Origin of the sequence: Streptomyces sp. NPDC102441 (assembly GCF_044765585.1) — a bacterium.
Lineage (GTDB): Bacteria > Actinomycetota > Actinomycetes > Streptomycetales > Streptomycetaceae > Streptomyces.
This window is the reverse complement of the sequence record NZ_JBIWKH010000023.1, coordinates 99202-123871: the sequence shown is the minus strand read 5'-3', so window position 1 is coordinate 123871 and position 24670 is coordinate 99202. Positions and strand designations below refer to the sequence as shown.

Genomic DNA, 24670 nt, shown 5'->3' with positions numbered 1-24670 from the left:
TACATTCCGAACCCGGAAGCTAAGCCTTTCAGCGCCGATGGTACTGCAGGGGGGACCCTGTGGGAGAGTAGGACGCCGCCGAACTATTATTCCGGGAAAGCCCCGTGCCCTTGTGGCACGGGGCTTTTCTGCGTTCTGAGCGTCTAGGGTCGAAGCATGCGCTACGAACTGGTCATCTTCGACAACGACGGCGTGCTCGTCGACAGCGAGCCGATCTCCAACACCGTCCTGGCCGGCTACCTCACCGAGCTCGGTCACCCCACCTCGTACGAGGAGTCCCTCCGCGACTACATGGGGGCCGCCATCCACCGGGTCCACGACCTGGTGGACGAGCGGACCAGCCAGAAGCTCCCGGCGGACTTCGACGAGGAGCTGCACCGCCGTACCCTCGCCGCGTTCGAGGCGGAGCAGCTGACCGCGGTGGACGGGGTCCACGAGCTCCTGGGCGAGCTCGTCGCCGACGGGGTTGCGTACTGCGTCGCCTCGTCCGGAAGCCACCAGAAGATCGCGGCCGGGCACCGGAAGACCGGGCTCGACCAGTGGTTCGAGGAGGAGTGGATCTTCAGCTCGGAGGACGTGGGGCGGGGGAAGCCGGCCCCGGACCTGTTCCTCCACGCCGCCGAACGGATGGGCGTAGCCCCCGACCGGTGTGTCGTCGTCGAGGACAGCCCGCTCGGTGTCGAGGCGGCCCGCGCGGCCGGGATGGAGGTGTACGGGTTCACCTCGATGATGCCGGCGGACCGGCTCGTCGGGGTCACCGGGCACTTCTCCGACATGTCGCAGCTCCCCAAACTGCTCGCCTGATCGATCTACCCAGCGGTAGACCTGGGCTCTACGCTCGCGGCCATGACGGATGCGCGGTTGCGGTACGGCAGAGCCTCCCTGGCGCTCAGCTTCCTGGTGCAAGGGGTGACCTTCGCCCTGCTCGTGACGCGCATCCCCGCCATCCAGGACCGGTACGGGATATCCGACGGGCTGCTGCCCGCCTTCCTGGCCGCGGTGCCTGTCCTGGCGGGGGTCGCCAGTGTGGTCACGGAGAAGGTTGTCGCACGGGTGCGGCCCGGGATCGTGCTCAGGTGGGCGCAGCCCGTCGTGCTGCTCGCCCTGCTCGGTGTGGGCGCCGGCAGCGAGGTCTGGCAGGTGGCCGTCTCGCTCGGTGTCTTCGGGCTGGCGGTCGGGGCACTGGACGCCTCGATGAACATGATGGGCGTCAGCCTTCAGCGGGCGTACGGGCGCAGCATCATGCTCGGGTTCCACGCGGCGTACAGCCTGGGAGGTATCGCCGGTGCGTCGTTGGCATGGGCGGGTGCGCACTGGGATCTGTCGCTGCTGGTGTCCTATCTGCCGGCGGTGGCCGTCCTGCTGCCCGTGGCTCTGATCGGCAGCCGGTGGTACGCGGAGGGCGGGGACCCGGCGCAGACGAAGGCAGCGGCGGGGGCAGGCCGGGGTGCGTCGGTGCCGTTCAGGCTGCTGTTGCCGCTCTGCCTGGTGATGGCGTTCGCGTACATCGGGGACTCGACGGTGTCCAACTGGAGCGCGAAGTATCTGCAGGACGTGCTGGGCGGTTCGGAGCAGCTGGCGACGGTTCCGTACAACGTCTACATGGTGACGACGCTGCTGGGGCGGGCCGTCGGTGACCTCGGGGTGCGGCGGTTCGGGGCGGTGGCCGTGGTGCGGGGCGGCAGTGTGCTGGCCGCCGTCGGGTTCGGGGTGGTGGCCGTGGCGCCCGGTGCCTGGTGGGGGATGCTCGGCTTCACGCTGCTGGGGCTCGGGCTCTGTGTGATCGTGCCGCAGACCTTCGCGGCCGCGGGGAGGATGTTCCCCGGGGCGAGTGACGTGGCCGTGGCCCGGCTGAACGTTTTCAACTATGTGGGTTTCCTCGTCGGGTCGCCGCTCGTGGGGGCGCTCGGCGACGCGTGGAGTTACCGGGGAGCGATGCTCGTGCCCATGGTGCTGGTCCTCGCGACGCTCGTGTACGCCCGGTCGTTCGGCGCGGAGCCCGCCCGATACGGTGGCGGGCATGAGCGGGCGCGCGCGGCTGATGTGGGATGAGGCAGTAACGGGATACGACTTCGGGTCCAGTCACCCCATGGATCCGGTCAGACTCGCCCTGACGATGGGACTGGTGCGGGCGTTCGGGCTTGACGGGTCGGTGGATGTAAGGACGGCCAAGCCGGCCGGGAACTCCACGCTGCGGCTCGTGCATCGTGAGGACTACGTGGCGGCCGTCCGGGCGGCGTCCGAGGATCCGAGGACCGCCGACCAGGCGTACGGGCTCGGGACGATCGACGATCCCGCCTTCGAGGGGATGCACGAGGCGTCCGCTCTCATCGCCGGGCTCTCGGTGGGGGCGGCGGAGGCCGTGTGGCGCGGGGAGAGCGCGCACGCCGTGAACTTCACGGGCGGGCTGCACCATGCGATGCCCGGGTCGGCCTCGGGCTTCTGCGTGTACAACGACCCGGCGCTCGCCGTCGCCCGGCTGCTGGAGCTGGGCGCGGAGCGGGTGGCGTACGTCGATGTGGACGTCCACCACGGGGACGGGGTGCAGGCGGCGTTCTGGGAGGACCCCCGGGTGCTGACCGTGTCGCTGCACGAGCACCCGCGCACGCTGTTCCCGCAGACCGGCTGGCCGGAGGAGACCGGCGCCGGGGCGGGCGAGGGCGGTGCGGTGAACGTGGCGCTGCCGGCGGGTACGGGCGACGCCGGGTGGCTGCGCGCGTTCCACGCGGTGGTGCCTGAGCTGCTGGAGGACTTCCGGCCGCAGGTGCTGGTGACCCAGCACGGCGCGGACACGCACTTCGAGGACCCGCTGGCCCATCTCGCGGTGTCACTGGACGCCCAGCGGGCCGTCATGGAGGCCTGCCACGATCTCGCCCACACCTACGCGGAGGACGGGCGCTGGGTGGCGCTGGGCGGGGGCGGTTACGCGGTGGTGGACGTGGTGCCGCGGTCCTGGACCCATCTCGTGGGGATCGCCGCCCATGCGCCGGTGGACCCGGAGTCGGTCGTCCCGTCGTCGTGGCGGGACGAGGTCTACGCCCGTACGCGGCAGTTGGGCCCGGGGAGGATGACGGACGGCCGCACACCGTCGTGGAAGCCGTGGGAGGACGGCTACGACCCGGCGGACCGGCTGGACCAGGCGGTGCTGGCGACGCGGCGGTCGGCGTTCCCGCTCCGGGGGCTGCTGGCCTGAGGAAGAGGTGCGCCTCACCCGTGGCCGTTTGGCCGTTACGCCAACGGTGGGGCCGTATCCGGTTTCCGGCCCGGGGCCGGGTCCGGTGCGGGAGCATCGGGAGGGTGTTGAGCACCGGAGCGCTGCGCGCTCATCTGCTGGCGGCCCGGCTCGCGGGATCCGTGGCCACCCCGCGGGAGACCAGTCTGCGGAGTTACCGGCTCTTCGCGGCGAGAGACCCGCGTGTGCTGCTCGGGCTCGATCCGGACCGGGCCTGGAGCGAGCCCGACCTGCTGCGGCTGATGGCCGACAAGTGCGGGGTATCGGCCGATCCTGGTCATGTGTCAGGTCTGGACGTGATCGATCCGGAGCGGACCCTGGCCGCGCTGGACGCGTTCGCGGAACGGCTCGGGCGGGCTGCCGAGAGACGGGCTCCTGTGCTGTTCGGCACAGGGCATCCGCACCGGCTGCTGGGGTTCTACGCCGGGCTGGCAGACGCCTTGTCGGCGGCGGGGTGCGCGGTACTCACCCCCGCGCAGGGCCGATGTGTCGACATAACGACCCGGTTCGGCGTACGCACGTACAACCTCGACTACGTACAAGGCGTCGCGCTGGTGCGCGAACCAGGCGTGCGGGCTCACGGCAGTGCCACCGGCGCACACACCCACTCGCCGCTCCCGGTTCGGGCCGTGCTGGAGGAGGCCGTGAACGCCCGTGGAGCGCTGCCGGAGCTGGTGGTCGGGGACCATGGGTGGGTCTGCGGGGCAGGTCAGCTGGGCATCGAGGCCATCGGGCTGGCGGATACGGATGACCCCGCGTTGTTCGTGGGTGAGGCGGAGGGGCGGGTGTCCGTCGCCGTTCCGCTTGATGACGGCGTGCGGTCGGACTACTACCGGCCTCTTACTCGGTATGTACTCAATCGGGCGTGTCTGTCACAGTAGGCGGCCGATCGTCTCACCTCTTCCCCACTCGCATCACCCGCCCCTAATCTGGGGAGTGAGCGCACAACGACGAAGAGTCACCGGAGGGGAAGCCGGTGCGCGTCTCGTGCGGAAGGTACAGGTGGGTCATGGCTGCTGGCAGCGAGAGGCCTCTCAACGAGGTCAAGTTTCTGACCGTGGCGGAAGTCGCCTCGGTCATGAGGGTGTCGAAGATGACCGTGTACCGCTTGGTGCACAGTGGTCATCTGCCGGCGATCAGGGTGGGAAGGTCCTTCCGGGTCCCGGAGCAAGCGGTTCACGAGTATCTCCGAGAGTCCTTCGTGGGGGTGGAGTCAGCCTGACGTTGCCCTCGGATTACGCCCCTCACCCGGTGGCGGGTAGGCTAGGCCGACGTAGGTCGTGTGGGCCCAGACGCCCCGCACCAGTGAAGAAGAAGTGAGCGAGGGTAGTCGTGGGCTCTGTTATCAAGAAGCGGCGCAAGCGGATGGCCAAGAAGAAGCACCGCAAGCTGCTCAAGCGCACGCGCGTTCAGCGTCGCAACAAGAAGTAAGCGAACGCAGTTCGTGAGTCCGGGGCCCTTTCGCCGTTCAGGCGGGAGGGCCCCGGTGCATTCCGGGCGGATGTTCCGGGCCGGTGTTCCGCGCCTGTGGTGTGCGGCGGATCCGGTGGTATTCCCGCCACAGCTTCGGTAAAGCCCGCCCGGGGTCATCACAGGGCAACATCCACCGACTACGGTGACGGCCAGGGGAAGACCCCGCTCGGTGAACGATCGACGGAAGGCGCTGATCTTGGGGAAGATCGTGCTCGTCACAGGCGCGGCCCGGCAGCTGGGAGGCCGTTTCGTGCGGCGTGTCCAGCGGGATCCAGGTGTGGACCGGGTCATCGCCGTGGACGCGGTCACACCGGGGCATCAGCTGGGTGACGCCGAATTCGTCCTGGCGGACATCCGGCAGTCGGCGATCGCGAGGGTCCTCGCCGAGCATTCCGTCGACACGGTCGTCCACCTTGACGTGTCCGCGAAGGCGCTCGGCACGGGCGGCCGGACGACGGTCAAGGAGACCAACGTCATCGGCACGATGCAGCTGCTCGGTGCCTGCCAGAAATCCCCGACCATCCAGCGGCTCGTGGTCAAGTCCAGCACGAACGTGTACGGCTCCGCCCCCCGCGACCCCGCGGTCTTCACCGAGACGACGTCCCCCAAGTCACTGCCCAGCGGCGGCTTCGCCAAGGACACGGTGGAGGTCGAGGGCTATGTCCGCGGCTTCGCCCGACGCCGGCCGGACGTGGCCGTGTGTGTGCTGAGGTTCGCGAACATCCTGGGACCCGAGCCGGACTCGCCGCTCGCGGACTATCTGTCGCTGCCGGTCCTGCCGACGGTCCTCGGGTACGACCCCCGGCTGCAGTTCGTCCATGAGGACGACGTCGTCGACGTGCTGGAGATCGCGTCCCGCGAACCCCGGCGTTCCACGCTGAACAGCGGCACGTTCAACATCGCGGGCGCCGGTGTGCTGCTGCTCTCGCAGTGCTCGCGCAGGCTGGGGCGTCCGACGGTGCCGGTGCTGCTGCCGGCCGTCACCTGGGTGGGTTCGGCGCTCCGTACGATCGGTATGACGGACTTCTCGCCGGAGCAGATCCGGCTGCTCACCCACGGCCGGGTGGTCTCGACGGTTCAGATGCGCGAGACGCTGGGTTTTCGGCCGAAGTTCACCACGGCCGAGACGTTCGCGGAGTTCGCGCGGAGCCGGGGGCCGGGGCTGCTGCCTCCCGAGCGGGTGGGCAGGGCGGTCGGGAGGCTGGCCGAGCTGCCGCTCGGCGGGGGACCGGCCGGCAGGACACATTCGACGCACGGCGCCAGGTAGAGGAGCGCGACCGACGATGGCGGACGCCAAGGTCATTCCCTTCGACGACGACCGTTCGCGCTCCGGCGCGGGGCGGCGCAGAGGTGTACTGCCGGGCGGCAGCCGGGTCCAGGCGCCCGCGTCGGCAGGTCCTGCGCCCGTGAGCGCCCTGCCGGGCGGTCAGGTGCCGGAAGGGGCCGCCGAGGCCGCCGCTGAGGCCTCCCAGGACGACAGGGAGGGCCCTGTGAGCGGGTGGGACCGGCGGATCGCGGGCGGGCTCGCGTTTCTGCGGCGACGGCTCACGGGTGACTACGAGGTCGACGAGTTCGGCTACGACGAGGAGCTGACCGACCAGGTCCTCATGTCGATGCTGCGGCCGCTCGCGGACAAGTACTTCCGCGTCGAGGTGAAGGGCATCGAGAACATCCCGTCCGACGGCGGGGCGCTCATCGTGGCCAACCACTCCGGGACGCTGCCGCTGGACGGGCTGATGCTCCAGGTCGCGGTGCACGACAACCATCCGGCCGAGCGGCATCTGCGGCTGCTGGCGGCCGATCTCGTCTTCATGCTCCCGGTGGTCAACGAGCTGGCGAGGAAGGCCGGTCACACCCTCGCGTGCGCGGAGGACGCGGAGCGGCTGCTGCAGGGCGGTGAGGTCGTCGGGGTGATGCCGGAGGGCTTCAAGGGCATCGGGAAGCCGTTCGGCGAGCGGTACAAGCTGCAGCGCTTCGGGCGGGGCGGCTTCGTGTCGACGGCGCTGCGGGCCGGGGTGCCGATCGTGCCGTGCTCGATCGTGGGCGCGGAGGAGATCTACCCGATGATCGGCAACTCGAAGACGCTGGCGAGGGTCCTGGGGGTCCCGTACTTCCCGATCACGCCGACCTTTCCGTGGCTGGGACCGCTGGGTGCGCTGCCGCTGCCGACGAAGTGGACGATCCAGTTCGGGGAGCCGATTCCCACGGACGGGTATCCGCCGGAGGCGGCGGAGGACCCGATGCTGATGTTCAACCTGACGGACCAGGTGCGGGAACAGATCCAGCACACGCTGTACAAGCTGCTGGTGCAGCGCCGGTCGGTCTTCTTCTGAGACGCGTGAACAGATGAGGGGAGGGTGCCGCCCGGTCCGGGCGGCACCCTCCCCTCATCGTCCGTCCCTACGGCTCGACGGCCTCGCCGTCGATGCCCAGGCCGGGCAGCAGGCCCGGGAGCAGCGGTGGCAGGGTGACGTCCGGTGCGGGGGACGCGCCGGAAGCGCCGCCCGGGGACGACGGGGTGGTGCCGTCCGTCGGGAGGTCGTCCAGCAGGCCGTCCGTGCCGCCGCCGAGCAGGCCGTCGGCGGGGGTGCTGCCGGTGCCCGAGGGCTTCGGCTCGGTGCTGGTGGACGCGCTGTCGTCCGGCGCCTCGGAGGAGGAGGGAGCCTCGCGGTCCGGGGCCGTGGAGCCCCGGCCCTCCTGTGCGGAACCGGTGAGTGGTGCGTCCCCTGAGGTGCCCGGTGTGCGGGGCAGCAGGGACTTCAGCGGTGCGACTTCCTGGTCCATGGCCTCGAAGACGGAGCTGACCTTGTCGCGGATGTCGGTCAGCTGGACGGGCAGCCGGTCGCTGAGGCTGCTCCAGCTCGCCCGGTGCGAGCGGGAGAAGGAGTCCAGCGTCTGGATGGGGCCGATGGCCCCGTCGTGCTCGTAGGCGGTGTGAAGCAGGCGGTGGCCCTCGGTGGCGTCGTGTGTCATGCCGTCGAGTGCGCGCCTGACGTCACCGATCGATTCGTGGTCCATCTCGCCCGAGCGGGCCCGCTCCATCAGCCGGCGGGCTTCGTTGAGCCGTGTCGACGCCTGGTCGAGGTAGGCCTCACCCCGGTCGGCGTCGCCGTCGGCCATGCCGAGGCTGATGTCCTCCATGCCGCGCTTGAGCGGATAGAGGGAATCACCCGGCAGGGCGTCGGAACTGGCAGCGGCCACTCCGCCGAATGCTCCCGCGGCCACACCGACTGTGAGCCCGCCGGCGGTGAGGCCCTTCGCCCAGCGGGAGCGGGGACGCAGCCTCCGGATCGGGGAGGCCCGGTGGGCTCCCTTGCTCCGCTGTTCGGGCACCGTAGGGCCTGTGGACGCACCGCCTTCGGCGAACATGGTCTCCATGGCCGCGAGGAGCTGGGCTCGCTGCACCACTTTGACCTCGGGATCGAATTCCGGCGCCGGTAGCTCACCGAGGCCGTTCGCCAGGGCCAACAGCGTTCCGTGGTCGGCCGGTTGGGCCGGTTCCTCGGGCTGTACGGCCGCCGCACCCTGGGGGGACTGCTCCTCCAGGGCCTGGGCGAAGGCGTTCGCCCGCCGGTGTGCCGAAACGTTTGCGATCACTGGCGGCACCTCCTCTCGTCATGACGGTCGACTCCCCTGAGGGTCCGGAAGGTTGCCCACCGGACGCGTTTCCACACGATCGAGCGAGTGTGAAGGCGGTCAGGTGGGGCGACAGGGGGCCTGCATCCGGCACAACGAGTGGCGCGGCAGTTGGGTTACGGACGGCGGATGATCCGATCGGTGTGTCACGGACACGTCACGGATGGTGACGTCAGCGGGCGTCGTCCGGCAGAAGTCGTGCGAGCGTTCGCACGGCCCGGTACTGCAAGGTTTTGATCGCGCCCTCGTTCTTTCCCATGACCCGGGCGGTCTCGGCGACCGAGAGACCCTGCAGGAATCTCAGGGTCACGCACTCCTGCTGTTGTGGGTTGAGCCGGCGTACGGCTTGCAGCAGTGCGGCGTTGGAGAGGGATTCCAGCACGGAGTCCTCCGGGCTCCGTGCGACCTCGTTGGCGTCGAGCATCTCGCCGGTGGTCACTTCCAGTCGGAAACGACTGGATTTGAAGTGGTCGGCGACCAGGTTCCGAGCGATGGTGACCAGCCAGGCGCCGAAGTCGCGGCCCTGCCAGGTGAAGGTGGAGATACGGCGGAGTGCGCGCAGGAACGTCTCGCTGGTGAGGTCCTCCGCTGTCGCCTTGCCTCCCACGCGGTAGTAGATGTACCGGTACACGGTGTCGCTGTACTGGTCGTACAGGCGGCCGAAGGCCTCGGCCTCACCGGCCTGCGCGCGCTCGACGAGATCCATCATGCGCGCGCTGTCGCTGTCGGCTGTCGGCCGTCGGACGGCAGGAGTGGTCGCAGCGCCGCGGTTACTGCGTCTTCCGACGGCGGCGCTGCGTTCGGCCAGCGCGTAGCAAGGGCCGGCAGGTACAGGGGTGGCAAATTGGGGGACGGCGTACGCGGTGGGGACGAAGCCGCGCAAGCGGTCGATGACCGTTGCGCGCAGCGTAGCCAGGCCCGAGGTGTCAACCCCGACGTGTGGGTACACGGGACTCCCAGAGGCAGAGCTTCCATCACGTGCAGTTGGAAAACGTCACTTGTGGTAGTGGGTGACGGGCTCCTTGTGCGTCTGAGGAGAATAACGCTTCGTACAGGCTGCGCTACACCCAGTTGCTCAAATCACCGATTAGGTCGCTTCCGTAACCTCTAAGTGACGATTCGAGTGGCATATCGTGACCGGTTATTGATCGAATAGCTTCGAGATCTGCCTGTGGCGGCGACGGGTTGTGGTCGCCCGTACACAACGCGACTGGCCGGAGCGATGGGTGTCCGTGCCCCTGTTCCGCTCCCGATTGGGCGTACGCGCCCGGGCGTGCCGCTCCCCTGTTCGTACGGGGCGTCTGCGGGGGTGCCGTGGAAGGGGGCGCCGTGGAAGGGGGTGTCGCGGGAAGGGGGTTGGCGGGAAGGGATCAGCGCCGGCGGCGGTGGATCGCCACCGCGGCGGCCGTGCCGCCGGCCAGGGCGCCGACGCCCGCCGCGGCCGGGATGCCGACCTTGGCCGCCTTGCGGCCGGTTCGGTAGTCACGGAGCCGCCAGTCCAGGGAGCGGGCGTGCTTGCGCAGCTTGGAGTCCGGGTTGATCGCGTACGGGTGGCCGACCAGGGACAGCATGGGGATGTCGTTGTGCGAGTCGCTGTACGCGGCGCAGCGTTCGAGGTCCAGGCCCTCGGCCGCCGCCAGCGCGCGTACGGCTTCGGCCTTCGCCGGGCCGTGCAGGGGCTCGCCGACCAGCCGGCCGGTGTAGACGCCGTCGACCGACTCGGCGACCGTGCCCAGGGCGCCGGTGAGGCCGAGGCGGCGGGCGATGATCGTGGCGGTCTCCACCGGTGCGGCGGTGACCAGCCAGACCTTCTGGCCTGCGTCGAGGTGGGCCTGGGCCAGGGCGCGGGTGCCTGGCCAGATGCGGTCGGCCATGTACTCGTCGTAGATCTCCTCGCCGATGGACATCAGCTCGGAGACGCGGTGGCCCTTCACGATGGACAGGGCGCTGTCACGGGCGTCCTGCATGTGCTCCGGGTCCTCGACGCCGGCCAGCCTGAACCAGGCCTGCTGCCAGGCGAACCTGGTGAGTTCCCGCCGCTGGAAGAACTTCCGCTTGTACAGGCCCCGGCCGAAGTGGAAGATCGCCGCGCCCTGCATCACGGTGTTGTCCAGGTCGAAGAAGGCCGCGGCCCGGGTGTCACCGGCCACCGGGAAGTCGGGCTCCTGGTCCTCCTCGGGGGTGGCCGCCGGCTCTTCCGCGCCGGCCGGCAGCGCCGACTTCTGCGCGGCCTCGGCTGCGGCCTCGCCTGCGAGCACGCTGCGTGCGGTGGCGGGGCGCCTGCGGGGGGTGAGCCATCCAAGAGCGGCCATGTCGTGAGCATAGCCATTCTGTTCGGCTCTTCCCGACCTGGCGGGATGCGGCGGTGTGAACTCTCCGGGACCGGGGCGTTGAACGGGTGATTCCGAGCCTCCCCACGGGCCCGGTCCGGTCCGCCGGGAGGAGCAGAATGAAGGTATGAGTGCTCTGCTGCGTCGTACGAAGAGGAATCCCGCGGACCGGGTGGTGACCCTCGTGGGGAAGCCCGGGTGTCATCTCTGTGACGACGCGCGTCTGGTGGTGACCGCGGTCTGTGAAGAGACCGGCGCGTCCTGGGTGGAGAAGGACATCACGCAGGACGAGGCGCTGTACAAGGAGTACTGGGAGCAGATCCCGGTGGTGCTGATCGATGACGAACAGCACACCTTCTGGCGGGTGGATCCGGCGCGGCTGCGCACCGCACTGCGTACGTGAGGGGGCTTCCTCGGCGAAACCCGGTTAACATCATGGGCGTTTTGAGTGGTCTCGGGGGTGTGGACATGAGGAGTGTGTACCGTCTTGCCCCCTTCGGACCTGCAACGGGCTGATGGCGTCCCGGGTTCCGGGAACGCGCAGGGAATACGCGTGACCCCGGTCACTTTGACCGGACAAAACGGACACCATCTTTGTGCACGCGTTCACAAAGACATAGCCTGCTGTCGACGGGGCGGTCATAGGACATACGGCCGCCTGCAGCCCCGCTCATCCCGCAGGAGCACCGTGGCAACTGGCCGAACTCACCGACCGGCGACCCGTAGCCGAGGAATTCCCGAGGCCACCGTCGCCCGGCTTCCGCTGTATCTCCGCGCACTGACAGCGCTCTCCGAGCGCTCGGTTCCCACGGTTTCCTCCGAGGAACTCGCCGCGGCGGCGGGAGTCAACTCCGCCAAGCTGCGCAAGGACTTCAGCTACCTGGGCTCCTACGGCACGCGAGGTGTCGGGTACGACGTCGAGTATCTCGTCTACCAGATCTCCCGTGAACTCGGGCTCACCCAGGACTGGCCTGTCGCGATCGTCGGGATCGGTAACCTCGGCGCCGCCCTCGCCAACTACGGCGGTTTCGCCTCCCGTGGTTTCCGGGTCGCCGCGCTGATCGACGCCGACCCCGCCATGGCGGGCACCCCCGTGGCCGGGATCGCCGTCCAGCACACCGATGACCTGGACCGGATCATCAGCGACAACGGTGTGTCCATCGGCGTCATCACCACCCCGCCCGGTGCGGCCCAGCAGGTCTGCGACCGGCTCGTCGCCGCGGGCGTGACCTCCATCCTGAACTTCGCGCCGACGGTGCTCTCCGTGCCCGACGGCGTCGACGTGCGCAAGGTCGACCTCTCGATCGAGCTGCAGATCCTCGCCTTCCACGAGCAGCGCAAGGCCGGCGAGGAGGCCGCTGCCGACGGCAGGCCGGATGCCGACGAGGAGCAGGCGCCGCCGATGCGTGCCACGCCCACCGGCCGGAAGGGACCTGACGGGGACATGCCCGCCGTGATGCCGGCATGAGTCTCCTGGTCGTAGGACTGAGCCACCGCAGCGCCCCCGTCTCCGTACTGGAGCGGGCGTCCCTCGCGGCCGAGGCCCAGACGAAGCTGCTTCAGGACACCCTCGCCGCGGAGCCCGCGACGGAGGCCGCCGTCCTGGCCACCTGCAACCGCATCGAGCTGTACGCGGACGTGGACAAGTTCCACGCGGGTGTAGCCGAGCTGTCGACCCTCCTCGCGCAGCACAGCGGGGTCGGACTGGACGAGCTCACCCCCTATCTCTATGTGCACTACGAGGACCGTGCCGTCCACCATCTCTTCTCGGTGGCGTGCGGACTGGACTCGATGGTCGTCGGCGAGGGCCAGATCCTCGGTCAGATCAAGGACGCGCTCGCGCTGGGGCAGGAGCTCCACACCGCCGGGCGTCTGCTGAACGACCTCTTCCAGCAGGCACTGAGGGTCGGCAAGCGCGCCCACAGCGAGACCGGGATCGACCGGGCCGGGCAGTCGCTCGTCACCTTCGGTCTCGAACAGCTGGCCGACGGTGCCGAGGTCACCGGGTGGGCGGCGGGCAAGCGCGCCCTGGTGATCGGTGCCGGTTCGATGTCCTCGCTCGCCGCGGCCACGCTGGCCCGTGCGGGCGTCGACGAGATCGTCGTCGCCAACCGGACCCGGGCGCGTGCCGACCGGCTCGTCGAGATCCTCGGCCAGGCCGGTGTCCCGACGGCGCGCGCCGTGGAGATGGGCGCCGTCGCGGGCGAACTGACACGTGCCGATGTCGTCGTGTCCTGTACGGGCGCGACCGGACTCGTCCTGACCGCCGAGACGGTCGCCGGTGCGCTCGGCGTCGATTTCGACTCCGCGGAGCGGGAGCCCGAGGCCCCCGCCGCCGCGCCCGGCGAGCTGGACCAGCACGCCGCGTGGGTGGAGAACGGTTCCGCCACGGCTGCCGCACAGGACCGGGCCGTGCGCCGGGTGCCCGTGCGCCCGGCGTTCACCGGTCCGGCCAGGCTCCATCTGCTGGACCTCGCGATGCCGCGTGACATCGACGGAGCGGCCCACCGCGTCGCCGGTGTGCGCCTCGTCGACATCGAGTCGCTCGCCGAGGCGTCCGCGGACGCCCCGATGGCCGCCGATGTGGACCAGGTGCGCACCATCGTCGCCGACGAGGTCGCCGCCTTCGGAGCCGCCCAGCGCGCCGCGCACATCACTCCGACCGTCGTCGCCCTGCGCACCATGGCCGCCGATGTGGTGGCCGGTGAGATCGCGCGGCTCGACGGACGCCTCCCCGACCTGGACGAGAAGCAGCGCGCCGAGATCACGCAGACCGTGCGCCGCGTCGTCGACAAGCTCCTGCACGCGCCCACCGTGCGGGTCAAGCAGCTCGCCAGCGAGCCCGGCGGCGCCGGGTACGCCGATGCGCTGCGGGAACTCTTCGACCTCGACCCGCAGACGGTGGCCGCCGTCTCACGGGCAGACCTGAACGACCCGAATAGAGGGCGGTCATGACCGACAACTCACCCCTGGGCGGGGAGACCACTACACCGCTCCGGCTAGGCACCCGGCGCAGCAAGCTCGCCATGGCCCAGTCCGGCATGGTGGCTGATGCGGTCCGCGAGGTGACCGGGCGTGCCGTCGAGCTCGTCGAGATCACCACGTACGGGGATGTGTCCCGGGAGCAGCTGGCGCAGATCGGCGGGACCGGTGTGTTCGTCGCCGCCCTGCGCGAGGCGCTGCTGAGCGGCGAGGTGGACTTCGCCGTCCACTCGCTCAAGGACCTGCCGACCACACAGCCCGAGGGGCTCGTCCTGGCCGCGGTGCCGACGCGCGAGGACCCGCGCGACGCACTGGTGGCCCGGGACGGACTGACCTTCGAGCAGCTGCCGCCCGGTGCCCGCATCGGCACCGGCTCGCCGCGCCGCATGGCGCAGCTCAACGCGTACGCCCGTTTGCACGGCCTCGAGATAGAGACCGTCGCCATCCGCGGCAACGTCGACACGCGTATTGGTTTTGTACGAAGCGGGGAGCTGGACGCGGTGGTTCTCGCCGCCGCCGGGCTCAGCCGCCTCGGACGCACGGACGAGGTCACCGGCTTCCTGCCGGTCGACACCGTCCTGCCCGCTCCCGGCCAGGGAGCACTGGCGATCGAATGCGCTGAAAGCAGCGCGGACCTCGCCGCAGCTCTCGCCGAGCTCGACGACCCGTACACCCGGGTCGCCGTGACCGCCGAGCGCGCCCTGCTCAACGCCCTGGAGGCCGGCTGTTCCGCACCTGTGGGTGCGCTGGCCGACCTCCTGGCCGACGGGCAGGTTGTCAACGAACTGCGCCTGCGCGGTGTCGTCGGTTCAACCGACGGCGCTTCCCTGGTGCAGCTGTCCATCACCGGTCCCGTCCCCACGTCGCACGACGACGCGGCGGCCCTCGGTCGCGAGCTCGCGGCCGAGATGCTTGCCAAGGGTGCGGCCGGTCTTATGGGGGAGCGAGCACTTTGAGCCCCACCGGCCCTGTCGTATCCGACTTCCCTGTCCTGTCCTCGGGGCATGTCACCTTCCTCGGCGCCGGTCCCGGCGACCCGGGACTGCTGACTCTGCGCGCTGTCGAGGCGCTTGCGAGCGCGGACGTCCTTGTAGCGGAACCTGACGTTCTCGACGTCGTTCGCTGCCATGCAAGGGCAGGGGTAAGCACGCCTGAGATGACGGTTGTTGACACGGCGTCAACACCCGCCGGAGTACCCGTTCTCAGGGATGCCGCCAATCTTGTCATGGAGGCAGCGAAGGGCGGCAGGCGGGTGGTGCGCGCCGTCACGGGCGACCCCGGCCTGGACGGCAACACGGGTGCCGAGATGCTCGCCTGCGCTGCCGCGGGTGTGCCTTTCGAGGTCGTGCCCGGCATCGCGAACGCGGTCGGTGTGCCCGCGTACGCCGGTGTGCCGCTGCGTGACGCGCAGGGCGCTGATGTGCGCTTCGTCGACGCGCGTACCGCGTCGGACCGCTGCTGGTCCGAGGTCGGTGCGAGCGACTCGACGGCCGTCGTGTCCGCGTCGCTCGACTCGGTGGCTGCGGCCGCTGGTGAGCTGGTCTCGGCCGGCCGTAAGCCCGACACCCCGCTCACGGTCACGATCGCCGGGACGACGACGCGCCAGCGCACCTGGACGGCGACCCTCGGGACGATCGCCCAGGTCCTGAAGCAGGCCAAGGTCCTCCCGTCGCCGGACGGGCACCAGCCCGTCATAGCCGTGGTCGGGGAGCGCAGCTCCGCCGCCCAGCGGGACCAGCTCGCGTGGTTCGAGTCCAAGCCGCTGTTCGGCTGGAAGGTGCTCGTGCCGCGTACGAAGGAACAGGCGGCGTCGCTCTCCGACCAACTGCGTTCGTACGGCGCCGTGCCGCACGAGGTTCCGACGATCGCCGTCGAGCCGCCGCGTACGCCCCAGCAGATGGAGCGCGCGGTCAAGGGTCTGGTCACGGGCCGCTACGAGTGGATCGCCTTCACCTCGGTCAACGCGGTGAAGGCGGTGCGGGAGAAGTTCGAGGAGTACGGGCTCGACGCCCGTGCCTTCGCCGGGATCAAGGTCGCGGCCGTCGGTGAGCAGACCGGTGCCGCGCTGGTGGACTTCGGTGTGAAGCCGGACCTGATGCCGTCCGGTGAGCAGTCGGCCGCGGGTCTGCTGGAGGACTGGCCGCCGTACGACCCGGTCTTCGACCCGATCGACCGGGTGTTCCTGCCGCGTGCGGACATCGCCACGGAGACCCTGGTGGCCGGGCTCATCGAGCTGGGCTGGGAGGTCGACGACGTCACCGCGTACCGCACGGTCCGTGCTTCGCCGCCGCCGGCCGAGACCCGGGAGGCGATCAAGGGCGGCGGCTTCGACGCGGTGCTCTTCACCTCGTCCTCCACCGTCCGCAACCTGGTCGGTATCGCGGGCAAGCCGCACAACGTGACGGTGATCGCGTGTATCGGTCCCGCCACGGCGAAGACCGCCGAGGAGCACGGCCTGCGGGTCGACGTGCTGTCGCCCGAGCCGTCGGTCCACAAGCTGGCGCAGGCGCTGGCGGACTTCGGCGCGCAGCGCCGGGACGCGGCCAAGGAGGCCGGTGACCCGGTGACCCGGCCGAGCGAGCGGCGCCCTGGTGCGAGGCGTCGACGGTCGACGACCTGAGGGACTTGCGCCCGGATGTGTGGGGCCCGGCCGCTTCTTGGTGAAGCGGCCGGGCCCCTGCCCGTCTCCCCGCCTGTTTTTCCGGCTCGGGTGTCGGTAAACCGGTGATGTGTGCGGGTCTAACCTCGAAGGATGACCGATTACGGAAACTTCCCCGGCTCGCGGCCCCGCAGACTGCGGACGACCCCCGTCATGCGGCGCATGGTCGCCGAGACCAGGCTCGACCCGGCGAATCTGATCCTGCCCGCGTTCGTGCGCGAGGGCGTCGACGCCCCGGTCGCCATCTCGGCCATGCCCGGTGTGCAGCAGCACACCCTGGACACGCTGCGGAAGGCGGCTGTCGACGCGGTCTCGGCGGGTGTCTCGGGGATCATGCTCTTCGGTGTCCCGCTGGACGAGAAGAAGGACGCCCGGGGCACGGCGGGGACCGACCCGGAGGGCATTCTCCAGGTCGGTCTGCGGGCGGTGCGGGAAGAGGTCGGGGACGACCTGGTGATCATGTCCGACCTCTGTCTGGACGAGTACACGGACCACGGCCACTGCGGGGTGCTGACCGAGGACGGCCGCGTCGACAACGACGCCACGCTGGAGCGGTACGCGGAGATGGCCCAGGTGCAGGCGGACGCGGGCGCGCATGTGGTGGGCACCAGCGGCATGATGGACGGTCAGGTGGGTGTGGTCCGGGACGCGCTGGACCAGACCGGGCACGAGGACGTGTCGATCCTCGCCTACACCGCGAAGTACTCCTCCGCGTTCTACGGCCCGTTCCGTGAGGCGGTGGGATCGTCGCTCAAGGGCGACCGCAAGACGTACCAGCAGGACCCGGCGAACATCCGGGAGTCGCTGCGTGAGCTGGCGCTGGACCTGGAGGAGGGCGCCGACATGGTGATGGTGAAGCCGGCCGGGCCCTACCTGGACGTCCTCGCCAAGGTCGCCGACGCGGTGGACGTGCCGGTCGCGGCGTACCAGATCAGTGGCGAGTACTCGATGATCGAGGCCGCCGCGGAGAAGGGCTGGATCGACCGGGACGCGGCGATTCTGGAGAGCCTCACGGGCATCCGTCGTGCGGGTGCGCGGATGATCCTGACGTACTGGGCGACGGAGGTCGCGCAGCGGCTGGGGCGCTGAGTCCCCGGGGGAGCCGCTCAGGACACCAGGCCCTGGCGGTAGGCGTAGACGACGGCCTGGACGCGGTCGCGGAGTCCGAGCTTGGTGAGGATGCGTGAGACGAAGGTCTTGACCGTCTCCCGGCTGATCACCAGGGACGCGGCGATCTCGTTGTTGGAGAGGCCGTCCGCGATGAGGCGCAGGACTTCCAGTTCGCGTGGGGTCAGCGGGATGTCGGGTCCGTTGTCGTCGGTGGGCCGGATCCGGGCGGCGTAGCGGCCCACCAGCTGGCGTGTCACCTCGGGGTCCAGCAGTGCCGCGCCGGCGGCCACGGTCCGGATCCCGTGAAGCAGCTGGGACGGCGGTGCGTCCTTGAGGAGGAACCCGCTGGCGCCTGCGCGCAGCGCCTCGTAGACGTATTCGTCCAGGTTGAACGTCGTCACCACGAGGACCTTGACGGGGTGCAGCACTCCGGCGCCGGCCAGCAGGCGGGTGGCCGCGATGCCGTCGAGCACCGGCATGCGTATGTCCATCACCACGACGTCCGGGCGCAGTTTCTCGACGAGGTCGACCCCGGTCCGCCCGTCCCCGCACTCGCCGGCGACCTCCAGGTCGGGCTGGGCGTCGATGATCGTCGACAGCCCGGTGCGGATCAGCACCTGGTCGTCGCAGATGACGACGCGGATCGGTTCGGTCACGAAGGACTCCTGGCAGGTATGCGGACCCGGACGGCGAAGCCGCCGTCCGGTTGCCGGCCTGCGCTGAAGTCGCCGCCCAGTACGTCGACGCGTTCGCGGAGCCCGGCGAGGCCTCGTCCGCTTCCGCCGGTGAGGGAGGCCTTCTGGCTGGAGCTGTCCGTGCTGACCTCCACGGTGATCTCCCTTTCGCAGTGGCGCACACGGACCGAAGTGGCGCTGCCATGAGCGTACTTGAGCGCGTTCGTGAGGGTTTCCTGCACCACCCGGTAGGCCACGAGGTCGGCGCTGCCGGTCGGCTCGGCGGGTGTGCCCTCCTCCGTGAACTCCACCGGTTGCCCGGCCCGCCGTGTCTGTTCGACGAGCGTGAGGAGCCTGCCGACGGGCGGCGGCGTGGCCCCGGTGCCGTGGTCGGGGTTGAGCAGGTTGAGCAGGTGCCGCAGGTCGGTGATGGCCCGCCGTCCGGTGTCCGTGACGGCTGTGAGGCTCTGGTCGAGGCGTTCGGGTGCGGCGGTCAGATAGCGTGCCGCCTCGGCCTGCACGACCATCGCCGTCACATGGTGGGTCACGACGTCGTGGAGTTCACGGGCGATGCGGGTGCGTTCGGCGGTCCGGGTGTCCTCGGCCACGCGGCGGCGGCGCTCGGCTTCGGCGGCCCGGCTGGTGCGGAGCCATGCCCCGACGCCCCAGGCGAGTGCCACAGCCAGGTAGAACATCACGTACTCGCTCAGCGGCTTGCCCGGGCCGACCTCGTCGAGCGCGACCGCCAGGGGGATGTACGCCGCGGTGAAGGCGAGGGCGGTGGTGCGCCGGTGGTGTTCCAGCTGGGAGGCCACGCTGATCAGCGCGATGGGCAGTGCGGTGCCCGCGAGGGTGTGGTAGCCGCGGAGCTGGTCGAGCGCGAAGCCGAGCGAGACCACGGTGAAGCAGATGACCGGCCACTGCTTGCGTCCTGCGAGCGGGAGGCACTGGAGGGCGATGGCCGCGACCGCCAGGGCGTCGAAGGGGCGGTTCGGCAGGCCGCCCACGTCTGTCCCGTTGCTGTGGTAGACCAGCGAGGCGGCGAACAGCACCAGGGCGAGGGGGACATACCAGAGTGTGGTGCCTGACCGGCGCCACAGTTCCTGGATCCGCGGGAGTCCGGTCATCGGGGAAGTGTAGTGGTGGCGGCGGCCTTGCCGGCTCGGCGGCGGAGGGGCACCAGGTTGCCGCGACGGTGGGCCAGCCACATGAACGCGATGGTGAGCAGTACGCCGAACAGCACGGAGTAGACGCTGCCTTCGGGGCCGAAGTCGCCGCCGGTGACCCACGCCGGTCCCGATGTGACGGTGTCCAGCAGGCCCTGCGGGGTGTTGTTGCCGGAGACCTCGGTGCTGAAGATGCCGCCGGCCGCGAAGTTCCAGCCGAAGTGCAGGCCGATCGGAACCCACAGGCTGCGGGTCGCGGCGTAAGCGGCGGCGAGCATGCCACCGGCCTCGATCGCGATGGCGACGGCGCCCCACAGGCTGGCGTTGGCGTTGAGGAGGTGCATGGCGCCGAACAGAACTCCGGTCAGCGTCAGCGAGATCCAGGTTCCGGTGCGCTCCTCGATGACCCGGAACAGGACGCCGCGGAACATCAGTTCCTCGGTCACGGCGGCGGCCGCCATGAGACCGACCAGCCCGACCGCGCCGGTCGGGGAGCCGAGGCCGTTGATCTCGTAGTGGGCGTTGAAGTAGATGTTCGTTATGACGGCGCCGAACAGCGCGAGGCCGATCAGCGTCCCCCGGCCGATCGCGGGCACGGCGCCCTTGCGGGCCACTTCGGTGGACGGGCGGTGCTCGGTCCTGCGCACCACCCATCCGTAGGCGAGCACGGCGAGCACGGACACCAGGAGTCCCAGGACAAGTTGGAGCCACGGGCTGCCGTCCAGGCTGTAGACGATCTGACCGCCGATCAAGTTGGCCAACACGACGGTCAACAGTTGCCAAACGATCCTCATGAGCGCTCCTTAGCCGGCTTCGCGACCGGGGTGCCGCGGCGCCTCGAACGCTACGGATCGGGCGTCCGCGAATCGTCACCTCACGGTGGACACCTGCGTGTGGCTCACGTGGGGGACAAGCCACACGGGGAGATCAATTCGCTTGAGCGGCCCCTGCGTCTGCGGGGAGGATCGTCCGCATGTTCTCGCGCAGGAGTACCCGCCCCACGTCCCCCGATCTAGCCGCGGCCTGGGAGCGACTCGACGAGGGCGACGTGCCGGGCGCGCTGCGCGAGCTGCGGCGGGCCCCGTCGGCGCCGCTGGGGGAGGTCGCGGCGGTGGTGGGCCGGGCCGCCGGGGCGGCCGGGTTCGACGACCTCCGGCAGGCTGCCGTGGCCCTGGCCGCGCATCCCGACCGGGTGCGGCACCTCCACGCCTACGGGTACGCCTGCGTGGAACGCGGTGTGCCCTACCTGGCGATACCCGCTCTCCAGGAAGCGCTGCGTCTTGAGCCGGCGTCCTCCGGCATGCTCCGTGAGCTGGTCTCCGCGTACGAGGACGAGGGCCGGCACCGCGATGCCGTCGACGCGCTGCTCGCACACGAGGGCGGCCTCGAGGACTGGCCCGATCGCTACCTCCTGGTCTTCAACGCCGTCCTCGCGGGTGACCTGGAGCTGGCCCGCCGTCAGCACTCCCGTCTGCCCGGCCCGGACGAGGACGTCTGGCTCGGCGCGCGGGACCGGCAGAACCGTGTTCTGGGGCGCGCGGCGGCCGTCGGGCCGGTGAGTCCGCTGGACCACTCGGATCTCCGCGGCTGGCAGTACGTCATGGGCGGCACCGTGCTGGGGACGCTCTCCCCGCACGGTTACGACGCGGGGATGACCGGCCGGTACGCATGGTTCCAGGACTCCCACGACCAGTGCCTTCAGGGTCTGTTGAGGCTCAGGGCGGTGCTGGAGGCCGGCGGGGTCCGGCCGCGCTCGGTGTCCCTGCTGCCGGACCGGGGTAGCAGGATCCTCGGCCTGGCCGCGGCCGAGGTGCTGGGCCTGCCGGCGGAGCCCTTCGAGCCGGGGCGGGAGGACACCGTCGTCATCGCCTACGACCTGGAGGGCACCGCGGACAGCGACCAGGGCGCCGAGGCGCTCGGGCAGCTCTTCCACCGGGCGCCGGGCCAGGTGCTGCACGAGCACGCGAGCTGCTGGACCGACCCGCCCGCCGTCACCGCCGACAGCGTCACGCTGCTCCACCAGTCGGTCGTGCCCCCGTGGGGGGAGACTCTCCGGCTGGGCGACGACGGCGAAGCGGAGCGCGGGGAGGCCGACGGAAGGCCGGAGGCGGAGATCGCCGCCGACATCGTGGGCGCCGATCCGGCGCCGGACGGCGGGGACGGGGAGACTCCGGCCGATCCCGTCGAGAAGCTCACGGACTTCGTCTCGGCCGTGCGCGGCTCCTGGCTCCAGGGCGAACGGGCCCGGCTGATGTCTTCGGGCCCTGTGGCCAGTTCACGCTTCCTCTGACCCGGGCGGTCTTCCGTGAGGTCAGGGCCAGTCGACGAGGGCCATGAACGCCACGAAGGCGACACAGACGACTGCGGGCGCGGCTATGGAGAGCAGCACCCGAGCCGCGGCCTGGCGTCGGCGCCAGGGCAGGGCCCAACTCGCCACCAGGACGACGAGGGACAGCACGAGACCGGTGCAGAGGGCGGCCCATGCCGCGTTGAAGGAGTCGGTGAAGCGGTCGGCCTGTGCGCCGTCGCAGGAGTCGCACGCCATGGGCGACAGGCCGCCGAAGAACAGGGCGAGGGCCGCTGCGGGCAGAGTGACGAGCGTGGAGATCAGCGGCCCGGCCCAGGCGTGCGGTGAGCGGGGGTTCAGGGGGTCGTCCGGCATGCGTACGAGTCAACTCTGTTATGAGGCGGGGCACATGAGTGCTCGTACTCAGAAGTAACGTCGGTCCCGGGGGGCTCCCCCAGGGAGGGCCGGGGGCCCGCCGCACTGTGGAATCGTGCGCCCCTTGCGAGGCTGAGTGGGCAGGTATCCGTACGCACCCGGGAGCACCATGACCGTCTCCGCGACACCGCCCCCTCCGACCGCCCGGCCTCGGTCCCGCCGACTGAGGGCGCCCCTGGCCGCACTCTGCTGCGCGCTCCTGCTCGGCGGGCCGGCGGCGGCTGCCGCCGTGGCCGCGCCGCCATCTGCCCACGCGCAGGGCCGGCACCAGGGGCGGGGCACGCTGGTCTCCGCCGAGAAGCTGTACACGCTGGCCACCCCCGAGGACGTGGCCGCCGAGCTGGCGGCGGCGGGGTTCGCGGGTGACACCGTCCGGCACGGCGTGGTCGCGTACAGGCTGGTCTACCGCACCGTCGACCCGCACGGGCGCCCCACCACGGCGAGCGGGCTGTTCGTGCTGCCGCTCACGGGCGAGCGACGTCTACGAGCGGTCTCCTTCGCGCACGGCACGGGCAGCCACAAGGACGACTCCCCGTCCATGCGGCGCGCCACGTTCGTGTCCGCCCCGGTCGTCGCACACGCGGCGGCGGGGTCGACGGGGGTCGCGCCCGACTACCTGGGCATGGGCAAGGGCCCCGGTCCGCACCCGTGGATGGACATCGGCTCGGAGACCACGGCCTCCCTGGACATGCTGCGCGCGGCCCGCGCCTTCGCGCCCCGCACCGGTCACGCACTGGAGCGCGACGTCATGGTCACGGGCTTCTCGCAGGGCGCTTCGGCGGCTCTGGGCCTCGGCAGGGCGCTGGAGGCGGGCGAGGACCGGTGGTTCAGGCTGGGCGCGCTGGCGCCGGTCAGCGGCGCGTACGACTTCGGCGGTACGGAGCTGCCCGCTCTGCTCAGGGGTGACGTGAAGGGCAAGTCCGGCGCGGTCTACGCGGCGTACACGCTGGTGGCGTTCAACCGGCTCCACCACATCTACGACAGCCCGCGGGAGGTCTTCGACGACGATTACGCCGACCATGTCGAGGAGCTGTTCGACGGCGCGCACACGGGGGAGCAGCTGATGCGGGGCATCCCGGGGGACGTGGACGAACTGCTCACCGACCGTGGCCGTGAGGTGCTGGGGCATCCGGCAGGAGCGATGGCGGACGCCCTGCGTACGACGGACGCGGTGTGCACCGACTGGGTGCCGGACGCCCCGGTCCGGCTGTACATGGCGGCCGGCGACGAGCAGGCCGTCACCGCCAACACCGAGCACTGCCGGGCGGCCCTGCGGGGGAACGGAGTGGACGCCCCGGTCGTCGATCTCGGTGCGGTCGACCACCAGGAGTCGCGTCACCTGGGGTCCAACGTCGCGGCCACGTCGGCGATCGTCCGCTGGTTCGGGGATCTGCGATGAACTGAGCCCGTCGTGCCGGGGCAGCTCCGGCGGGGGCGTCGTCGGGAGGTTACGGACGGCCCAGCAGCCCTTATCGGCCGGATTCCTGTCCGTAACCTCCCGATGCCGCGTCGCGTACCCACCGAGGGTCAGGGTTGACGTGCGGTTGGCCCTTCACGAAGACGGTGGGTACGGTCTCGTTGCCGTTGTTGGCTTCTCTCACCACTGCCGCGCCGGCCGGGTCACGCCAGATGTCGACCCAGTGCAACTTGTGGGCGCTGCGGCCCAACCGGAAGCGCAGGCGCAGGCAGTACTTGCAGCCCGACCGCCAGAAGACGACGGGCCTGCCGTCGGACTCGCTACGGCGCTGCGCCTCCGACGCGCTGATCGACCTCGGGAAGACCAGAGGCGAGTACACGCTCGCGAGAGCCACGAACACCAGTAGGGATACAGCGGCTTCGCCGGGGCCCCCATCGAGGGCGCGCCCAGCTGCGACGACTGAGCCGCAGAACACAAGCAGCATCGGCAAGATCCACGCGCGCATCATGATGGCGCAGGCTATCGCCGATGCACCAGTGCTGCCAGGGCCTGGTTCAGGTTGTACTCGGCGATGTCCGCCATGAACGCGCGGCCGGGAAAGTCCCCGTCGAGCAGCCGCAGCGGGCCCGCTGTCAGCGACAGCCGCTGTGCGAGCATGTACAGCGCGACCCGGGCCTCGTCCAGTCCGTCCACCTCCAGCGGCAAGTAGGCGTCGTGCAGGCGGATCCGCAGAAAGACGTGCTCCCACTCCACGTCGAAGTACATCGCGCCCTCGATGTCGATCACCACTGGGTTTCCGTGCGTGTCCACCAGCACGTGGTCGGGACCCAGTTCACCGTGCACGACCGCGTACTCCGTGCGCGGTCGCACCTCTGCCGCCAGGCCCCGCAGCCGCTCTTCCAGCTGTTCGTGTGCTCCCGCGATCCGTGGGTCACGCGAGGCCGCCTCGGCGAGGTCCCGCAGAGCACGGTCCAGGACGACCTCCTCGCACGATGTCCCGTGCGACGTGCCTCCTCCGTCGACCACGGCGACCTTGCCGTAGGCGGGCGCCCGATGACGTCGCATCGCCTCCAGCGCGTCCCGGAGCCGGGCCATGACCGGGACAGCCGCGCTCGGGTCGCGCGCGAGCAGTTTCTCCAGGCTCTCGCCCGGAAGGTCCTCGACGATCGCGAGGCCGGCCGGACCGTGGGTGCCGTCATGGTCGAGGAGACGGATCGCCGGGACGCGGGCACCCAGGGCCTCTCGTTTGGATCAGGCTGGGCTCGCGTG

Annotated in this window: 24 protein-coding genes, 1 rRNA gene and 1 pseudogene; 17 read left to right on the top strand and 9 right to left on the bottom strand. The window is 70.5% G+C overall.

Annotation, left to right across the window (positions count from 1 at the left end):
* The 9 genes from rrf to ACIREO_RS36930 form a co-directional block, all read left to right on the top strand.
* Positions 1-84 (top strand): 5S ribosomal RNA (gene rrf, locus ACIREO_RS36970); the annotation flags it as partial.
* A gap of 72 nt (positions 85-156) precedes the next feature.
* On the top strand, positions 157-804 hold the full coding sequence (locus ACIREO_RS36965) for an HAD family hydrolase (protein WP_404118697.1): 648 nt from the start codon (positions 157-159) through the stop codon (positions 802-804).
* A gap of 42 nt (positions 805-846) precedes the next feature.
* Entirely contained in the window at positions 847-2052 is a 1206-nt protein-coding gene (locus ACIREO_RS36960; RefSeq protein ID WP_404118696.1) for an MFS transporter, read from the top strand.
* Positions 2021-3193, top strand: coding sequence for an acetoin utilization protein AcuC (locus tag ACIREO_RS36955; RefSeq protein ID WP_404118693.1), 1173 nt, complete (start codon positions 2021-2023; stop codon positions 3191-3193). Before ACIREO_RS36960 ends, ACIREO_RS36955 begins: the two co-directional genes overlap by 32 nt.
* A gap of 104 nt (positions 3194-3297) precedes the next feature.
* Positions 3298-4113 (top strand): phosphatase, encoded by an 816-nt coding sequence (locus tag ACIREO_RS36950; protein ID WP_404118691.1) that lies wholly within the window; start codon positions 3298-3300, stop codon positions 4111-4113.
* 128 nt (positions 4114-4241) lie between these two features.
* On the top strand, positions 4242-4454 hold the full coding sequence (locus ACIREO_RS36945) for a helix-turn-helix domain-containing protein (RefSeq protein WP_014046653.1): 213 nt from the start codon (positions 4242-4244) through the stop codon (positions 4452-4454).
* A gap of 110 nt (positions 4455-4564) precedes the next feature.
* A complete protein-coding gene (locus ACIREO_RS36940; RefSeq protein WP_003948845.1) occupies positions 4565-4663 on the top strand; it encodes a 30S ribosomal protein bS22 in 99 nt (32 codons plus the stop codon).
* 238 nt (positions 4664-4901) lie between these two features.
* Entirely contained in the window at positions 4902-5972 is a 1071-nt protein-coding gene (locus ACIREO_RS36935) for an NAD-dependent epimerase/dehydratase family protein (RefSeq protein ID WP_404118711.1), read from the top strand.
* A 16-nt stretch (positions 5973-5988) separates the two neighbouring features.
* Positions 5989-7038, top strand: a complete 1050-nt coding sequence (locus ACIREO_RS36930; RefSeq protein WP_404118689.1) for a lysophospholipid acyltransferase family protein — start codon at positions 5989-5991, stop codon at positions 7036-7038.
* A gap of 67 nt (positions 7039-7105) precedes the next feature.
* Here ACIREO_RS36930 and ACIREO_RS36925 read toward each other — a convergent pair whose 3' ends face one another.
* From ACIREO_RS36925 to ACIREO_RS36915, 3 genes are all read right to left on the bottom strand, one after another.
* Positions 7106-8302: a DUF5667 domain-containing protein gene (locus tag ACIREO_RS36925; RefSeq protein ID WP_404118686.1), complete on the bottom strand. Its 1197-nt coding sequence runs from the start codon at positions 8300-8302 to the stop codon at positions 7106-7108.
* 211 nt (positions 8303-8513) lie between these two features.
* Complete coding sequence (locus tag ACIREO_RS36920; RefSeq protein WP_404118684.1) at positions 8514-9290, bottom strand: ECF subfamily RNA polymerase sigma factor, BldN family; 777 nt, start codon at positions 9288-9290, stop codon at positions 8514-8516.
* A gap of 421 nt (positions 9291-9711) precedes the next feature.
* Positions 9712-10653, bottom strand: a complete 942-nt coding sequence (locus ACIREO_RS36915; RefSeq protein WP_404118681.1) for an HAD family hydrolase — start codon at positions 10651-10653, stop codon at positions 9712-9714.
* Between the two features lie 145 nt (positions 10654-10798).
* Here ACIREO_RS36915 and ACIREO_RS36910 point away from each other — a divergent pair, with 145 nt between their 5' ends.
* The 6 genes from ACIREO_RS36910 (at position 10799) to hemB (ending at position 17401) form a co-directional block, all read left to right on the top strand.
* Positions 10799-11074, top strand: a complete 276-nt coding sequence (locus tag ACIREO_RS36910; protein WP_404118679.1) for a glutaredoxin family protein — start codon at positions 10799-10801, stop codon at positions 11072-11074.
* Between the two features lie 285 nt (positions 11075-11359).
* Positions 11360-12139: a redox-sensing transcriptional repressor Rex gene (locus tag ACIREO_RS36905; protein ID WP_404118676.1), complete on the top strand. Its 780-nt coding sequence runs from the start codon at positions 11360-11362 to the stop codon at positions 12137-12139.
* Positions 12136-13626 carry a glutamyl-tRNA reductase gene (locus tag ACIREO_RS36900; protein WP_404118674.1) on the top strand — a complete coding sequence of 497 codons (1491 nt, stop codon included), beginning with the start codon at positions 12136-12138 and terminating at the stop codon, positions 13624-13626. Before ACIREO_RS36905 ends, ACIREO_RS36900 begins: the two co-directional genes overlap by 4 nt.
* A complete protein-coding gene (gene hemC / locus ACIREO_RS36895; protein WP_404118673.1) occupies positions 13623-14609 on the top strand; it encodes a hydroxymethylbilane synthase in 987 nt (328 codons plus the stop codon). Before ACIREO_RS36900 ends, hemC begins: the two co-directional genes overlap by 4 nt.
* Complete coding sequence (locus ACIREO_RS36890; RefSeq protein ID WP_404118670.1) at positions 14606-16273, top strand: uroporphyrinogen-III synthase; 1668 nt, start codon at positions 14606-14608, stop codon at positions 16271-16273. The genes hemC and ACIREO_RS36890 overlap by 4 nt, the downstream gene beginning before the upstream one ends.
* 132 nt (positions 16274-16405) lie before the next feature.
* Complete coding sequence (hemB, locus tag ACIREO_RS36885; protein ID WP_404118668.1) at positions 16406-17401, top strand: porphobilinogen synthase; 996 nt, start codon at positions 16406-16408, stop codon at positions 17399-17401.
* Positions 17402-17418: 17 nt separating this feature from the next.
* Here hemB and ACIREO_RS36880 read toward each other — a convergent pair whose 3' ends face one another.
* From ACIREO_RS36880 to ACIREO_RS36870, 3 genes are read right to left on the bottom strand one after another with little or no spacing between them, the layout of a single operon-like run.
* Positions 17419-18078, bottom strand: coding sequence for a response regulator (locus ACIREO_RS36880; protein WP_404118665.1), 660 nt, complete (start codon positions 18076-18078; stop codon positions 17419-17421).
* The gene (locus tag ACIREO_RS36875; protein ID WP_404118662.1) at positions 18075-19223 is read right to left on the bottom strand and encodes a sensor histidine kinase; all 1149 of its coding nucleotides are present in this window, start codon (positions 19221-19223) and stop codon (positions 18075-18077) included. Before ACIREO_RS36875 ends, ACIREO_RS36880 begins: the two co-directional genes overlap by 4 nt.
* Positions 19220-20056 carry a lysostaphin resistance A-like protein gene (locus ACIREO_RS36870; protein ID WP_404118660.1) on the bottom strand — a complete coding sequence of 279 codons (837 nt, stop codon included), beginning with the start codon at positions 20054-20056 and terminating at the stop codon, positions 19220-19222. The genes ACIREO_RS36875 and ACIREO_RS36870 overlap by 4 nt, the downstream gene beginning before the upstream one ends.
* 179 nt (positions 20057-20235) lie before the next feature.
* Between ACIREO_RS36870 and ACIREO_RS36865 the strand changes: the two genes are divergently transcribed.
* Entirely contained in the window at positions 20236-21552 is a 1317-nt protein-coding gene (locus ACIREO_RS36865) for a hypothetical protein (RefSeq protein WP_404118657.1), read from the top strand.
* 21 nt (positions 21553-21573) lie between these two features.
* Here ACIREO_RS36865 and ACIREO_RS36860 read toward each other — a convergent pair whose 3' ends face one another.
* The gene (locus ACIREO_RS36860; RefSeq protein WP_404118655.1) at positions 21574-21924 is read right to left on the bottom strand and encodes a hypothetical protein; all 351 of its coding nucleotides are present in this window, start codon (positions 21922-21924) and stop codon (positions 21574-21576) included.
* Between the two features lie 169 nt (positions 21925-22093).
* On the opposite strand from ACIREO_RS36860, the gene ACIREO_RS36855 reads away from it, so the two are divergent.
* On the top strand, positions 22094-23383 hold the full coding sequence (locus ACIREO_RS36855) for a lipase (protein WP_404118653.1): 1290 nt from the start codon (positions 22094-22096) through the stop codon (positions 23381-23383).
* A 70-nt stretch (positions 23384-23453) separates the two neighbouring features.
* Here the strand turns inward: ACIREO_RS36855 and ACIREO_RS36850 are convergent, their stop codons facing one another.
* Positions 23454-23909: a glutaredoxin domain-containing protein gene (locus ACIREO_RS36850; RefSeq protein ID WP_404118650.1), complete on the bottom strand. Its 456-nt coding sequence runs from the start codon at positions 23907-23909 to the stop codon at positions 23454-23456.
* Between the two features lie 11 nt (positions 23910-23920).
* Positions 23921-24640: pseudogene (locus tag ACIREO_RS36845) on the bottom strand (phosphotransferase family protein); the annotation flags it as partial.
* Positions 24641-24670 lie beyond the last annotated feature (30 nt).